Raw genomic sequence first — 13883 nt, forward strand, 5'->3', positions numbered from 1 at the left:
CGTATTCCTACTCCTGATTTATAACCTGTTGTATACACAAAAAGCAGCGATCAATATCTTCAGAAGATATTATCCCCATGTGACCGATACGAACAACTTCTCCTTTCCATTCATCCTGTCCTCCAGCCACCTGAATCTGAAATCTCGACTTCAATGTAGAACGTAATTTTTCTGCGTTTATAGAGAGCGGTGGTCGTGCTCCAGAAACACTATGAGCGCCATGGGAGACATTTATGGGTGAAAATCCAAGCTCTGAAAACCAAAACAGCGCTCTATTGCGGCAGTTTTTATGACGGGTATATACATTTTCCCATCCCTCCCTTTCAAAAAGTGAAAGAGCAGCCTTGAGACCAGCGATTAATGAGATAGCGGGGGTCCATGCTGCATTGCCACTCGTTTGTTGGCGGTATTCATTTTTCAGATCGAAGTAAAGAGTTCTTGGCTTTATGTCCGCACTGGAGTCCCAATACTTCGGACTGAGGAAGAGCATAGTCAATCCTGGTGGTACCATAAATGATTTCTGAGATGCAGTGATAACAGCATCCCAGTGCTGTGCATTAAGATCCCACTTGACCGTAGCAGCAGAGGAAATGGCATCAATGATTAATATTATATGTGGAAATCTCTCTTTAATAGATTGAGATATTGAAGTTACATCATGTTCTACCGTCGTTGATGTCTCACAGAATTGAAGAGCAAAGTGGGTAATTTCGGGAGATTGTTCAAGAAAAGAAATAACGTTTTCTGTAGTTGCAGATTCTCCCCAAGGTAATTGTAGTCTTTTTGACCTTAACTGAGCAGATTCTGCAATCTGACCCCAACGTTCTCCGAACTTGCCAGCATCGAGATAACCCAATGTATCACTCGGCCCGACGCTATTAAGAACTACAGCCTCCATTCCACCTGTTCCTGAGCAGCTGAGAAATAGGGGAAGAACCGGTGAATGCATAGCCTGAGCAAGCTGTTCACGTGTGTCCTGAAAGAGCCGTCTAAATTCTGGGGTTCGATGATGAAGCTCGTGCGAATGCATTGCTCGGAGGATTTCATCTGGAATATGGGTTGGACCTGGGGTGAACAGTGATATCTGAGGCATACGATTTTGTTACTTCTCCATTGAGAAATTAGACTCAAAAAATGGGCAAGCTCCTTGCAACTCCTCTATCAGAATAACCAGTTCTGAAAAGATGTATTTGATAACTTATCAGAATTATTAGGCTCTTCGCGAGTGAATTGTCGGAAGTCTGACAGCAAAAGTGCAGTTCATGACGTTTCTCTGACGTGAAACTTGAGCCGAATTGGAGTGAAAAGATGATCGAATCTCTACCCATTGTAAGCCTTGTCATTGATATTGCGCTCTCTTGCACTATCTTCTACCTAGCCGTACGAGTCGGAAGAGGACGAGGGCCGTCAGCAGCAAAGCTACAAGCGCTTGAGGCTCTAGAGGAAAGCCTTTCACGGCTTCTGAAAGAGGCGAGTGGAGCCAACGGAGAGCTGCAAAGAGCTTTGCAGCAAGAGCAAAAGAAGCTCGAAGAGCTCCTCTTTGATATTGAGACCGTCGAGCAGCGTTTGAATAAAGGATTTGATGATGCCCGATCTGCTTACCGCTCCTTAAAGAAGATTTTAGAACACTCTGCTGGAATCGAGAAAAGACTCCAGACGCTTCATCAAAGCTCAGAGAGGAGCGTAGACTCACCAGCACCGAATACAACCCAAGACCGCAGTAGAAGTTCTCTGTCTGCTCAGGTGGAAAGCATCGAATATGATAGGGCTCATCAGCCTCGTCACCGACAAGGAGTGACCCAGAAGCGAACATCAAAAGTGAATACGCAACCAATGGCGAGTTCGAGTCGCAGGCCACTTCGTGAAAGAATCACGAAAGAGTCTGTTGTGCCAGGTCAACGAACACACTTACCAAGTGCTCAGCAATCACTAGAGGATATCTATGCAACCTGTGAGGAGCTACTTCGAGCTGGTCAGTCGATGCAAGAGGTAGCAGCACGCGTTAACCTTTCCATTGATGAGGTGGAGAGACTCCAGAGTCTCATGATTCTGGAGGAAGGGGCACCTGAGATACCTTCGGAGAACTCCTCAGCACACGAAGCTTCTGCAATTAAGAGCCATCCCACGTTAGGTGCTCTCAGTCAAAGGAGAACACAAGAGACAAATCCGATCGCGAGATCGCGACAGGTGATTTCATAGTAGGAGAAAAACAGAATGGACCGCGGAACGTACTCATCAGCTGCAGCGGGAATGCTTCAGCTCTCAAAACTCGAGATTATCAACAATAATCTTGCCAATCTGAATACTCCTGGTTTTAAAGGACAGGTTGTTGTCTCTCGTGAGGGCGAGTTCAAGGATACTCTTGCGAGCACTATGAAAAGAAGAACGCCCTATGCGAAAGAAGATTATGATAGAACTCCTGGGGTAAGGGAAGTTGAGGCGATTACTGATTTCCGTTTAGGGCCAATTGAACAGACTGGTCAGCCACTTCATGCAGCACTACGAGATCCGAATGAGTTCTTCGTAGTAAGATCTGCCGATGGACCCGTTTATACCCGCGCCGGAAATTTTACACTCGATAGCGGAGGGCGTTTGGTGACCCCTGATGGGATGCCTGTTCTTGCAGATGGGGGAGAGATAGTAGTGAATCAGGGTATTCCTACTATGACTTCAGGGGGATTTGTTCAAGTTACGGGCTTGCCTGGAGGGTTAACGCAAAACGCTGGAAGAGTCCAAATAGTTCGCTTTGATGACCTCTCGCAATTACAACGAGTTGGGGCGAGTAAGTTTCGTGTTCCTGACGGTACCGCACAACCTGAGCCAGTGGCCAATCCGAGCGTTGTTCCAAAAGCTATCGAGACATCAAACATATCTGCAATCCAAGCTATTGTAGATTTGATTGCAACCAATCGAGGCTTTGAGCTGTATACAAAGACTGCTCGGTCAATTGATTCAATGAATCAGACAGCAATTCAACGTGTCGGAAGAAGATCTGCGTAGGAGGAAAATATGTTACGAGCTTTATATACTGCTGCAACAGGTATGAATGCCCAAGAAACGAATATTGATGTTATTTCGAATAACTTGGCGAATATCAACACCACATCTTTTAAGAAAAGTAGAGCAGAGTTTCAGGATCTCATGTACCAGAATCTCTTGGACCCAGGGGCGCAAACATCCGAGTCTACTCGGAACTCCACAGGAATGCAGATTGGACTTGGTGTTGAAACAGTATCTGTTCAGAAAGTTCATACTCAAGGAGACCTAAAGAATACGGGCCGTAATCTTGATATTGCAATTGAAGGGGAGGGAATGCTTCAGGTTACTCTTCCGAATGGACAGTTTGCCTACACTCGGGCGGGTGCTCTCCAACTTGATCAATTAGGAAATCTCGTTACTTCAGAAGGATATACAGTTGACTCTGGACTTAATGTTCCAACGGATGCGCTTGCTGTTGTATTTGCTCAAGATGGAACTATTAGTGCAAGAACCTCAGGGAGTGCTACGCCAGTTAATGTGGGACAGCTTCAGGCATATCGGTTTCCAAATAGTTCTGGGCTACGAGCGATTGGAATGAATCTCTATGAGCCGACTGAGTCTTCAGGGGTAGTTCAGACAGGGAACTTTAATCAGAACGGTTTCGGTAGAATTAATCAAGGATTTCTGGAGACGAGCAATGTAAGCGTTGTTGAACAAGTAGTAAATATGATTACCGCTCAACGCGCGTATGAAGCCTCTTCGAAAGGGGTTCGTGCAGCTGAAGAAATGCTTACCCAGGCTATAAACTTGAAGAGATAATGATGCGTTTATTGTTTGTCATATTTATTGGATTCTTCTTGTTTGCTTTTCAAGTAAGTGCAGAGGTGCATGAAAAACACACCTCAGACATACGTATTTTTGGAAAGCAAAACAGCACAGTTATAAATCAAGAGTTTACTCTGGGAGATTTAGCGGGAGTAGAGTCTAAATTTATTAGCGATGATGAGGCTATCATCGCCCTGCAGGCAATAGTCTTAGGGAAAAGTCCAAGAGCTGGTAAAAAGAAAACGATTTCGGCGGCACAGGTCTTAGCAACGCTTCGCGAGGCTGGAGTTGAACTCGATAGTTTGCGATATGCGTTTCCACGAGTAATGACCGTTGAGCGAGCTTCTCGTCTCCTCAGTATTCAAGAAGTTGAAAGCCTTGTCAGGGAGGGACTTCCAGCCGATGGGGAGATTGAATTGGTTCGCGTGAAATACGACGGAAATATTCACGTTTTGCCCGGCCCTCTTGCCTTTAGTAGTGAAGTGATACCATCAAATAGGAAATCTCAGTATCTTGCAAAAATATCGATAACACCAGAAAGCGGAGAGCTAATGACTCTTAATATTCCGCTTGAGGTTCGCGAATATGTCCAGGTTCCTATAGCAAAGCATGCTCTTCCTAAGGGAGCCATTATTTCATCTGGAGATGTGAAAATGGCACGGGCCCGTTTATCAGATATTCCGACTGATTCAGCAATGGACTCCAGAGAGATTGTGGGACAAGCGATTAAATATCCGATATCGCATGGTGAAGTATTTAGCCGCAGAAAGCTGTCTCTCCCTGCCATGGTCACTCGCGGAGCACGAGTGACCTTACGATATCGCTCTTCGCTGCTAGAAGCGACTGCCAGCGGTATCGCGCTTGAGGAAGGTGCTTTGGGTCAACGGATACAGGTAAGAAACGATAGTTCGAAAAAAATGATTACTGGAGAGGTGATAAGTCCAGGTCTGATAGAGGTGACGCGATGAAATATAAATTATGTTGTCTCATAATGGCATCTTTAATGCTCTGGGGATGTATTGCTCCAGGAGAGTTGATACGTCCAGAGCTTCCATCTTTATCTTACAGTCGAAATATTCATTCAGGTAATCAAGATGGTAGTTCAAGCTCTACGACACAGACTGCGGTCGTTGCAGAGAGTGCTCAGAGAGTTAGCTCTCGTGCAGAGGCGGCAATTCAAGGAGCCAAAAGAAGTCTTCGTATAGCTGATGTAAATGATGCACGCGCATCTGTGCACTTTGTGAATACTCAAAATGGAGCGGTGCCGGGGGAAAGTGAGATGGTCTCCAATATGGATGCTTCGATGCAGGCTGCACCCTCCTATACCGTTACACATTCAAGAAATAGTAATGTTCGGCCATATCAGGGACCTCTTCATGTTGGAGAACCAGGTGCGAGCTCGTCACTTTGGAGGATGCATGGGCCTGGAAGCCAGCTGTTTCGTGATCACAGAGCATTTCAACCGATGGACCTTATTACGGTGGTTGTTTCCGAAACTGCACAAGGTTCTAAAGAAGCTGATACTGAAACAAAGCGAGAGTCTTCATTTCTGGCTGGAATAACCGAGTTATTTAACTTTACTGATTCAGTCGTAGCAGCAAATCCAGGACTCGATACTGCAACTATGATTGATGCAGATTTTCAGTCTGAGTTTACGGGAGAAGGGGAAACTACACGTAAGGGAAGCTTACAAGCTCGAATTGCTGCTATGGTGGTTGAAGTTCTCCCGAATGGTCTGATGAGAATAGAGGGCGAAAAGATTATAGCAGTAAATAATGAAGAGCAGGTGCTCGTTATCTCTGGACTTGTTCGTCCAAGAGATGTGAATTCGAGCAATGAAGTCATGTCCACAAAAATCGCTCATCTGCGTGTTGACTATTACGGTCAAGGGCTTATTGGAGATGTACAGTATGTCGGGTGGTTTGGAAGGCTCATTAATAAAATCTGGCCATTCTAAAGTGAGTTGATATGAAGGAATTAACGAAAAATATTATATCGCATCTAGCACTGGTTTTCCTCGTATTAGGAATGAGCACCCCTGTAATGGCTGCTCGAGTGAAAGATATTGCTGACGTTGAGGGAGTTCGGGGTAACCAACTATACGGTTATGGAATCGTTATTGGATTAAACGGAACTGGCGACGGTATCATGGTAAACTTTACCACAAAGACGATTTCCAACCTCTTAGAGCGAGAGGGATTAAGCGTTGACGCACAGGGTCTGATGCTTCGCAATGTAGCCAGTGTCATGGTTACTGCGACTCTTCCAGCATTTGCTCGTCCTGGTAGCCGACTTGACGTTACGATCTCCTCTGTCGGGGATGCAAAAAGTCTTCAGGGCGGCACGTTGCTGATGACCCCCCTGAAGGGAGCAGATGGTAATGTTTATGCCGCTGCACAAGGAGCTGTAACCGTCGGTGGATATTCGATTGAGGCAGGCGGTGATGCAGCCATAAAAAACCATCCTACGGTAGGAAACATTTCCCTAGGAGCAACGGTAGAGCGCTCGATCCCATTTGATTTATTCCAGAGTCAGCGTATCCGAGTTGTTCTTCGTTCCGCCGATTTTACCACGATGACCCGGTTAGTAGATCGAATTAATAGCGAACTGGGTCGGCCTATTGCAGTAGCAGTTGATAGTGCGAGCGTAGAGATACCACTGATTGATGAGTATCGAGTGGATCCTATTGGATTCGTGGCAAAGATAGAACAGTTGGCTATTGATACTGACATTCCAGCAAGAGTGGTGATTAATGAGAAGACGGGGACAATAGTCATGGGAGAAAGTGTGACAGTAAGTACGGTAGCCTTAGCCCATGGGAATTTAAGTATTGCTATTCGCGCTGAGAATCAGGTGTCCCAGCCAGGAGCGCTTGCTGAAGCTGGTGAAACTGAAGTGGTGACAAATACAGATATAACAGTGGGAGAAGAACAATCTGGATTGAGTATAGTAGGAGGAGAGGTCACGTTAGGGGAATTAGTGAATGCCCTCAATTCATTAGGGGCTACGCCTAGAGACCTGATCTCGATTTTTACGGCTCTACAGCGCTCTGGGGCATTAAGGGCCGATCTTGTGATTATGTAATCTGTGGTCGTGGCAAAGAGGAGTAAACATGTCAGATAGTAAAATTGGATTGAATACGAACCTTCTTGGTAGCGTTGCTGATAGGGCTCAGTGGCAGAATACAGAGGCTAAGGTCAAAAATGCCAAGAATCTTGGGGCTACCCAAAGTGAGGCTCAAGAGGCAGCTGCACAGTTTGAATCAATTCTGGTGGGACAGATGCTGAAATCCATGTGGAACTCGGTACCAAATAATGGTTTATTATCAGGTAGTTCTGAAGAAAGGCTTTACCAGGAGCTCCTCCAAGAGCAGATAGCAAGCGATATTGCGAGTGGAGACGGGCTAGGAATCAAAAATATGGTGTTAGAGGAATTGAGAAAGCGGGGGGGCGAGTGAGTCGTTTCCTAGGTATCCCGCATCTTAATCTTAAGGACTCCAACTCGTATTGCATAAGAATACAGAGGTAAGGTCCTAGGAAGGTGTACCCTCAAGGATGGGAATATGAAGATTGGCAAAAGTGGCTTAGCAGCAGACACACTGACTGATGTAACGCGTCGAGTAGAAAAAGAGGCGAATAAAGGCGAGTTATCAGACCGACTACAAGGTGGATATCCTAGCAAAGACTCTCGCGTTGATGTTTCACTCAGTAGATTGATACAAGATGAGTTGGGAGCCGATCAGATTGAAGCAGAGCGTCAGGCACGTGTTGAAGCGTTAAAGAGCCAGGTGCAGTCAGGACAGTATAGACCATCTTCAGAGGCAGTAGCGCAGGCATTCGTTCGAGAGGTAGGCGCAGAGCTTCTTTATGCTCAATCACGATCTTCTGGCAACGAAGATGAGTAGTCTGCTTGCAATTCAACCGAGATAGTTTTGGTAACTAGGATTTTTCAAGGCGAGCTAAAATAGAATATTAGAATTCGGAATCGCTTTTTATGTCTACAAACAAACCGATATTTGGGAACCTCGAGTCTCTACTCAAGCGTGAGATTAACACTTATGAGCGCTACTTATCGGTTATCTCTGAGCAACGTAAATGTATTACTCGTTTTCATGCTGAGAGGCTGCAAGAGCTCGATAAGAAGCGTAAGGAGCTCATAAAAATAATAGAGAAATTCCATGAAGAACGAGTAGCTTTTCTCGCCTTTCCTGACTTCGACGGAGAGCAGAGACTCTCTGTGCTTATCAAACAGCACGGAACTCCAGAGGAACAAAAGCGCTTATTGCCACTCACAGAGAAACTTCGAGAAGTAATTGAAATAGCTCGCAATGAAACGGGCGAATTTCGTGGAGTGCAAAGCTTTGCTTTGAATGTAGTCAACGGAACGCTCTCTATGCTCATGCGTGCTACGAAGAGTGTATCGAAACAGTACGGAAAAGAAGGTAAGCTCAATGAAAGCTATTTACCAGCTTCATCGCGTAAAGAAGGTGTAATCAAGCAAGCCTGAGCGAACTCTTGTACTCGCTTTCCTGAAGCTGGGAAGCGTCCTCCCCTATTAGTGGCATCCATATTGCACAATTCCCTTTTGCGTTACGAGCTTTATTGCTAAAGGGCTAGAATGACGAACTATAGTGCAAAAATATTCAACAATGCGGTAAGTGCTTTATCTGCTCAGCAGGCAATAATTGCCGCGACGGCAAATAATATTGCCAATGTGAATACAGAGGGATATGCACGACGCGTTGTTGGTCTTGAGACTCGCTATGGCTCGGGTAGTTCAACAGGGAGTATTCAGATTGGAAATGGGGTTGCAGTTACGGATATTACCCGTATGGCAGACCAGTTTCTAGAGGGATTGACGCGTGAGGCTATCTCTACTTCCACATATTATCAAACTGAAAAAGATTTCATGGCGAGAATTCAGCCGATATTCAGTCTTACCGAGGATGTGAACTCGATAGGACCAGCAATGACCAAGTTTTTCAGTTCTTTGGAGGATTTAAGCGTAAATCCTTCAAGTATGGAGTTGCGTAGTGAAGTTCTGGAAAGGGCCCAGGATGTTGTTACTTCAATTCGCTCTGCCTATGGAACGGTATCAGCATTACAAGCGGAGGCTGAAGAGCGGTTAACCGCAGAGATTGAATCAGTAAACTCGTTGACGGCGTCAATCGCGGAGCTAAATGGGTTTATCTCGGTGCAAGAAGCCACAGGTCAGGTAGCTGCTGATGAGCGAGACCAAAGGACGAAGCTTTTAGAGCAACTCTCAGAGAGAATATCATATCAGATGTCTGAGCGTGCAGATGGAAGCGTGACCTTGACGCTTAATAATGGCTTCCCACTTGTTAATGGAATGGAGAGTCGCGCTTTAGAATTAACAGCAGCTCCAAGCTTTTCCACTGGGACGTATCCTCCAAAGTTGGATGGTACGAATATGAAGTTTATTGTTTTTGACTATGACGCAAGCAGTAGCTCCTCTGCTCACCTTAACTTGACAGACGAGTTTGCAGGTGGCCAGGGTGCCGTTGGGGCTTTGCTTGCAATGCGAGGTTCAGCCAGTATTTCGGATACGAATCCATTTCAAGCAACCGGAACTCTTCCAGAGCTAGCAGGGCGCATCGAGGCTATCGCCCGAGATCTCATGACTCGCTTTAATGAGACATATCGAGGGCCTGAAGCAACCGCGAATCCAACTGCTAATTTTGATCCATCTGCTGTTGATCTCAACGGGAATAATCCAGGGCTTTTTGGGTTTTTTAACGCAGGTGCCATTACGATATCCGACAGTGATGCCGATGGAATTCCTGATAATGCGGACCTCAATGCAGCTGTCGCAGCGGGCTCTTTGATTAGCTTTGCTGCAGAGCTTACTCTTGCGATTACTGCTCCTGAAGAGATTGCTGCAGGAAGAGACGCCGTGAATGGAAGTACAATTTCTGGCGGAAATGCGCAAAACCTTATTGCAAGCGATGGACTCCTTGCCTTAAAAACGGCCACTGCGACCTTCTCATCTGACTCTTCTAATACGTTCCAACGCTCCAATGTAACCTATGATCAGCTCTATAATGAGACAGTAGGACGTGCAGGTCACTTACATGCTCGTGCTGCTACAAACGCACAAGTTTCAGCTGATAACAAGTTGTCGGCTGAAACGAAGAGAGATCAAATATCTGGCGTGAGTCTGGATGAAGAATTTACAAACCTGGTGAAGTTTCAAAAGGCATTTGAGGCAAATGCCCGAGTGCTACGCTCGGCCCAGGATATACTCGACACGATAATAGGACTTGTATGACTAGAATTCCTGAAAATTTTATCTCAACATCACTTTTAGCAGATATGCTGAAAAATAAGGCACAAGTTGCCAAATATAGTAGCGAGCTGTCAACGGGATATAAAGTCTCTGAGCCAGGAGACAGTAGTTATGCAAGCACTATCAGTCAGATGCGCGGGACGTTGGTTGAGATTGAGGGGCAGAAAAGCCGAGTGTCTACTGCTACGGGATATCTTGAGAGACAAGAAGCAATTTTTGAACAGTTTAATGACATTCTGATTCGAGCGAATGAGATTGCCGCACAGGCAGCAAATGAAACGAACTCTGAAGTTGAACGTTCACAACTTGCGCAAGAGGTTTATGAAATCCGTAATCAGGTGGTAGGTCTAGCGAACTCAACATATCTCGGTAAGTATGTTTTTGCTGGTGGTGCTGATGATACTCCAGCCTATGATACTGGATATGCCGCAAGCCAATTTACTACTCCTAGTAGTGGACAAGAGAATGCAGTGATTGCGTATAGTACTAATACCGACAGTAGTTTGGTTCGTTCAGTGCCCGTCACAAACGATTTGTCGGTACAGGTCAACGCGACAGGTCCAGCGATATTTGATGATGCAATCCGTGGTCTGACACAGTTAGGAAGAGCGCTCTCGGGCTTTAAGACCGAATGGACGAGCACGAATCCACCAGTGCCAAACAATACCACGAGTGTCGCATATACATTTCCCACCGAGTATACTCAGCAGACCCAAGATATTCAGACTGCGATGGACTTGATCGAGCGTGCACGTGAGCAGGATGTAATACCAGCTCAAACAGCAGTTGCAGGAAGAATGCGACGGCTTCAGGCCGCGAGCTCCCTTCTCGAACTCAGTGAGGCTTCAGCCAAAGGAGTTTTATCAAACTTACAAGAGGCGGATGTTATAGAGTCAGCCACTCGATTATCCGAGGCCCAGACCGCTCTCAATGCCTCGCTGACTGTTACCACTCAGCTGCTCAACCAATCGATACTCGATTATCTCTAGCATTAGAGAGAGATGTTCCAAGTTGAGGGAGTTGTAACTTCAAGGCTATTTCCAGCAGGGTCTCGAAAATAGAGTGAATAACCGCCCGAAGGCCACGCCTGTTCCTTTTCAATCTTCACTCCTGCTTCCCCGAGATGTTTTCGCCAAAGCTCGAGCTCGTCCTCAGCTATTGCAAATGCAAGATGGGTATTGCTCTTTGTGCCATGGCTGGGAAGGGTTCCCATTGTGGAACTCGTTACCGATGCATTAAAAAGCAATAACATGCCCTTGCCGCATCGAAGAAACAGATGTCTTTCTGGCTTATGTGAATGAATCTGGAGTCCCAGCACCTGAGTATAAAAGTCCTCAGCCAGTTGCAGATTATCAACATAAAGGCAGGTTTCTATGATGGCGAGTGGTTTCATAAGTGCAATGTAGTCTTCGGTGGCTTTTCTGACCAGCTGAATAGGCAATGTGGGGGGAATCTTTCATGCGAACGACGTTCTATCCTTGGACTATTCGATCAGGGATATTTTTTTCAAAAAAAGGTAAAACTTCTTCGTAGTTAAGCATCTTAAACTGTGAGAATGTACATAGAGTTATCTGGGTTCATGAACGAGCAAAAGAGATTCAGATAGGCCAAGGAAGGCGAAGTTATGCTGATTTTAACGCGAAAACCAGGAGAAAGTGTCTATCTTGGAGACGACGTAAAGATTACGATCGTGGAAATAAAAGGGCACCAAATTCGTTTGGGAATTGATGCTCCAAGAGACCTTCGAATTTACCGCGAAGAAATCTATGAACAGATTCGTGAGGAGAATAGGCAAGCTGCTGAAACGGGAGCGACAAGCCAAGGGCTTGAGGAACTTTCATCAACATGGAAGTCCAAAACGGGAGGAGAGAGGAAGACGGGCAAGCTGTCTGCTTCAGTTCCAAAGTCAAAGGGAGATCGGGATGATCAAGGCTCATCCAAATCTTCGCTAGATAAGTCGGATATAGTGGTGAGGCGTAAAAAACGGTCTGAGTGATGAGTGAAGAGCAGTCTGACAAGCCAACTATCATGGTAAAGAGTTCGAGATTCGGCGACCTATCCGTTCCTGCGGACTCTGTTATTGAGCTACCTTCCGGACTCATCGGTTTCTCCAAAACTCAGCGATTCGTTATGCTTGAGCACAAACCACCGTTTTCTTGGCTGCAGTCAGTGGATGAACCTGAACTTGCGTTTGTGATTGTGGATGGCGGTGAATTTGGTGAAGAGTACCGCATTGACGCGCCTTATGGGGATAAAGATATCGATTTGCTTGAGAGCGATGACTTCGCCGTCTTGGTCATTGTAACCGTGAGGCCTGATCCAAAAGACACAACAGCGAATTTGAAGGCTCCGGTATTTGTGAACTTGCGGAATAGAAAGGGAGTACAAATCATTTTTGATAATCCAGCGTTCTCAACGCGCTTTCCCTTATGGGTTCAGGAAAATGCTTCAGAGAACGATGGCTCGTCAGAAGAAGAACCCCAAGAAACCAAATCCTCTTCAGACGATGAGTAAGAGGTCTGTAGACTCTGTCGATACATTCGTGACGGTATCTCTCCTTTAGCCCAGCTGATACTTTCTATCAGAATACAGAGATGGCAATTATATGAACTGGATGGTGAATGGGCTCACTAGCCTATCACCCCAAAAACATGCCGCCATCCTCGAATTGCTCAAGGGTGTCTTCTCTGATTTTTCGAATGAAGTCTTCTGAGTTCCCTGAAAATTGCAGGAACGCCAGACATCGCTTGATATTTGATTGCTGCTCTCCATAGCCTTGGGGAGATCCAATACCTGCGTCATGAACGATTGAATCAGCCAAAGAGACAATAGCAATTTTCTCCTCGATTGAATTACTGGCAGTTGATGCGGTAAAGTTATCAGTATAGTGGAGAATTACCTGGCAAATCTCAGGAGAAAAGTTCCATTTCTTTGCAACCAGAGCGCCTATAAGCGGGTGAGAAAACCCCAAAACAGATTCTTCCGCTTTTACGTAAGTTCCTCCCTGTTCTTTTATCGTAAGAATAACTTTTTGAAACCGCTGATATGTATCTTCCTGAGCAAGAAGTACGATCTGTCCTAGCGAGTGTAGTAATCCTAATAAGAATATTTCCTCTACGAATGGTTTCTGTAGTTTTTTTGCAATCAGAGTAGCAGCAAACGCAGTGGCAATAGAATTTTCCCAGACCTGTTTTTCAGCTGTACCAAATCTTTTGTTTATTTGTCGCAGCGTAGCGGCGACAATGATTCCCTTAAGCGCTTTAAAGCCAATAACCATTACTGCTTGATTGAGCGTTGTAATGTCTCTTTGTCTTGAAAACATAGCTGAGTTGGCAATTTTGAGCACCCGGGCTGCGAGGGCAGCATCTTTCGAGAGAGCGCTTGTTAGCCTTTCTGCTGTTGATTCAGGATCTTCTATGATTTGCAACACCTGTGCTGCCACTTGTGGAATAGGCGGCAGATCTCCCACCCATGCAACAATTTCTCGCCAATTACATTCTTCAGAGATACGACCATGAAATTCTCTTGGAGGTGCATCCATACCTTACTCCCGCGTGTTTCGTGTTTTTTATGTAATCTCAGTTATAGTCGAGAGTCGAACCAAAATCGATACTCAATAGAGGTTCATGCACAACTCTCGTTTTAGTCATATCCGCTCAGCAAAATTCGTAGGTCGCGAGCTATCGCGCACTGACAATTAGCCGAGAGGATCGTCTTATCACTGAGTATTGTAGTATTCCGCGCTAAGGGGATATCGGAAGATTCTCGCTATG

16 protein-coding genes are annotated in these 13883 nt (G+C 45.6%); 13 read left to right on the top strand and 3 right to left on the bottom strand.

All coding sequences use genetic code 11. The features are described 5' to 3' along the window. Positions 1-7: 7 nt before the first annotated feature. Positions 8-1093, bottom strand: coding sequence for an alanine--glyoxylate aminotransferase family protein (locus EBR25_00995; GenBank protein ID NBW39557.1), 1086 nt, complete (start codon positions 1091-1093; stop codon positions 8-10). 215 nt (positions 1094-1308) lie between these two features. Here EBR25_00995 and EBR25_01000 point away from each other — a divergent pair, with 215 nt between their 5' ends. The 11 genes from EBR25_01000 to EBR25_01050 all read left to right on the top strand — a co-directional run bounded on the left by EBR25_01000 (position 1309) and on the right by EBR25_01050 (position 11099). After that, a complete protein-coding gene (locus EBR25_01000) occupies positions 1309-2199 on the top strand; it encodes a hypothetical protein (protein NBW39558.1) in 891 nt (296 codons plus the stop codon). A 15-nt stretch (positions 2200-2214) separates the two neighbouring features. Further along, positions 2215-3000 (top strand): flagellar hook-basal body protein, encoded by a 786-nt coding sequence (locus EBR25_01005; GenBank protein NBW39559.1) that lies wholly within the window; start codon positions 2215-2217, stop codon positions 2998-3000. A gap of 9 nt (positions 3001-3009) precedes the next feature. Continuing rightward, positions 3010-3798, top strand: a complete 789-nt coding sequence (gene flgG / locus EBR25_01010; protein NBW39560.1) for a flagellar basal-body rod protein FlgG — start codon at positions 3010-3012, stop codon at positions 3796-3798. Continuing rightward, complete coding sequence (flgA, locus tag EBR25_01015; GenBank protein ID NBW39561.1) at positions 3798-4772, top strand: flagella basal body P-ring formation protein FlgA; 975 nt, start codon at positions 3798-3800, stop codon at positions 4770-4772. Before flgG ends, flgA begins: the two co-directional genes overlap by 1 nt. Continuing rightward, positions 4769-5761, top strand: coding sequence for a flagellar basal body L-ring protein FlgH (locus EBR25_01020; protein NBW39562.1), 993 nt, complete (start codon positions 4769-4771; stop codon positions 5759-5761). Before flgA ends, EBR25_01020 begins: the two co-directional genes overlap by 4 nt. A gap of 11 nt (positions 5762-5772) precedes the next feature. Next, positions 5773-6888, top strand: a complete 1116-nt coding sequence (locus tag EBR25_01025; protein ID NBW39563.1) for a flagellar basal body P-ring protein FlgI — start codon at positions 5773-5775, stop codon at positions 6886-6888. Positions 6889-6916: 28 nt separating this feature from the next. Beyond that, positions 6917-7261, top strand: coding sequence for a hypothetical protein (locus EBR25_01030; protein ID NBW39564.1), 345 nt, complete (start codon positions 6917-6919; stop codon positions 7259-7261). Between the two features lie 105 nt (positions 7262-7366). Continuing rightward, positions 7367-7708, top strand: coding sequence for a flagellar biosynthesis anti-sigma factor FlgM (locus tag EBR25_01035; protein ID NBW39565.1), 342 nt, complete (start codon positions 7367-7369; stop codon positions 7706-7708). An 89-nt stretch (positions 7709-7797) separates the two neighbouring features. Further along, on the top strand, positions 7798-8310 hold the full coding sequence (locus EBR25_01040; GenBank protein NBW39566.1) for a hypothetical protein: 513 nt from the start codon (positions 7798-7800) through the stop codon (positions 8308-8310). Positions 8311-8421: 111 nt separating this feature from the next. Next, positions 8422-10092, top strand: coding sequence for a flagellar hook-associated protein FlgK (gene flgK / locus EBR25_01045; protein ID NBW39567.1), 1671 nt, complete (start codon positions 8422-8424; stop codon positions 10090-10092). Continuing rightward, positions 10089-11099, top strand: coding sequence for a hypothetical protein (locus EBR25_01050; protein ID NBW39568.1), 1011 nt, complete (start codon positions 10089-10091; stop codon positions 11097-11099). Before flgK ends, EBR25_01050 begins: the two co-directional genes overlap by 4 nt. Positions 11100-11101: 2 nt before the next feature. Here the strand turns inward: EBR25_01050 and EBR25_01055 are convergent, their stop codons facing one another. Further along, on the bottom strand, positions 11102-11503 hold the full coding sequence (locus EBR25_01055) for a glyoxalase/bleomycin resistance/extradiol dioxygenase family protein (GenBank protein NBW39569.1): 402 nt from the start codon (positions 11501-11503) through the stop codon (positions 11102-11104). A gap of 231 nt (positions 11504-11734) precedes the next feature. Between EBR25_01055 and csrA the strand changes: the two genes are divergently transcribed. Together csrA and EBR25_01065 are read left to right on the top strand one after the other, a co-directional pair. Continuing rightward, on the top strand, positions 11735-12106 hold the full coding sequence (gene csrA / locus EBR25_01060) for a carbon storage regulator (GenBank protein ID NBW39570.1): 372 nt from the start codon (positions 11735-11737) through the stop codon (positions 12104-12106). Continuing rightward, the gene (locus EBR25_01065) at positions 12106-12624 is read left to right on the top strand and encodes a hypothetical protein (protein ID NBW39571.1); all 519 of its coding nucleotides are present in this window, start codon (positions 12106-12108) and stop codon (positions 12622-12624) included. Before csrA ends, EBR25_01065 begins: the two co-directional genes overlap by 1 nt. 124 nt (positions 12625-12748) lie before the next feature. Here EBR25_01065 and EBR25_01070 read toward each other — a convergent pair whose 3' ends face one another. Further along, the gene (locus tag EBR25_01070; GenBank protein ID NBW39572.1) at positions 12749-13651 is read right to left on the bottom strand and encodes an HDOD domain-containing protein; all 903 of its coding nucleotides are present in this window, start codon (positions 13649-13651) and stop codon (positions 12749-12751) included. Between the last annotated feature and the right edge of the window lie 232 nt (positions 13652-13883).

It is taken from the genome of bacterium (assembly GCA_009926305.1).
GTDB lineage: Bacteria > Bdellovibrionota_C > UBA2361 > UBA2361 > RFPC01 > RFPC01.

Coding starts and splice junctions, on each gene's coding strand:
- EBR25_00995 (NBW39557.1), bottom strand. CDS start 1,093: ATGCCTCAGATATCACTGTTCACCCCAGGTCCAACCCATATTCCAGAT.
- EBR25_01000 (NBW39558.1), top strand. CDS start 1,309: ATGATCGAATCTCTACCCATTGTAAGCCTTGTCATTGATATTGCGCTC.
- EBR25_01005 (NBW39559.1), top strand. CDS start 2,215: ATGGACCGCGGAACGTACTCATCAGCTGCAGCGGGAATGCTTCAGCTC.
- flgG (NBW39560.1), top strand. CDS start 3,010: ATGTTACGAGCTTTATATACTGCTGCAACAGGTATGAATGCCCAAGAA.
- flgA (NBW39561.1), top strand. CDS start 3,798: ATGATGCGTTTATTGTTTGTCATATTTATTGGATTCTTCTTGTTTGCT.
- EBR25_01020 (NBW39562.1), top strand. CDS start 4,769: ATGAAATATAAATTATGTTGTCTCATAATGGCATCTTTAATGCTCTGG.
- EBR25_01025 (NBW39563.1), top strand. CDS start 5,773: ATGAAGGAATTAACGAAAAATATTATATCGCATCTAGCACTGGTTTTC.
- EBR25_01030 (NBW39564.1), top strand. CDS start 6,917: ATGTCAGATAGTAAAATTGGATTGAATACGAACCTTCTTGGTAGCGTT.
- EBR25_01035 (NBW39565.1), top strand. CDS start 7,367: ATGAAGATTGGCAAAAGTGGCTTAGCAGCAGACACACTGACTGATGTA.
- EBR25_01040 (NBW39566.1), top strand. CDS start 7,798: ATGTCTACAAACAAACCGATATTTGGGAACCTCGAGTCTCTACTCAAG.
- flgK (NBW39567.1), top strand. CDS start 8,422: ATGACGAACTATAGTGCAAAAATATTCAACAATGCGGTAAGTGCTTTA.
- EBR25_01050 (NBW39568.1), top strand. CDS start 10,089: ATGACTAGAATTCCTGAAAATTTTATCTCAACATCACTTTTAGCAGAT.
- EBR25_01055 (NBW39569.1), bottom strand. CDS start 11,503: ATGAAACCACTCGCCATCATAGAAACCTGCCTTTATGTTGATAATCTG.
- csrA (NBW39570.1), top strand. CDS start 11,735: ATGCTGATTTTAACGCGAAAACCAGGAGAAAGTGTCTATCTTGGAGAC.
- EBR25_01065 (NBW39571.1), top strand. CDS start 12,106: ATGAGTGAAGAGCAGTCTGACAAGCCAACTATCATGGTAAAGAGTTCG.
- EBR25_01070 (NBW39572.1), bottom strand. CDS start 13,651: ATGGATGCACCTCCAAGAGAATTTCATGGTCGTATCTCTGAAGAATGT.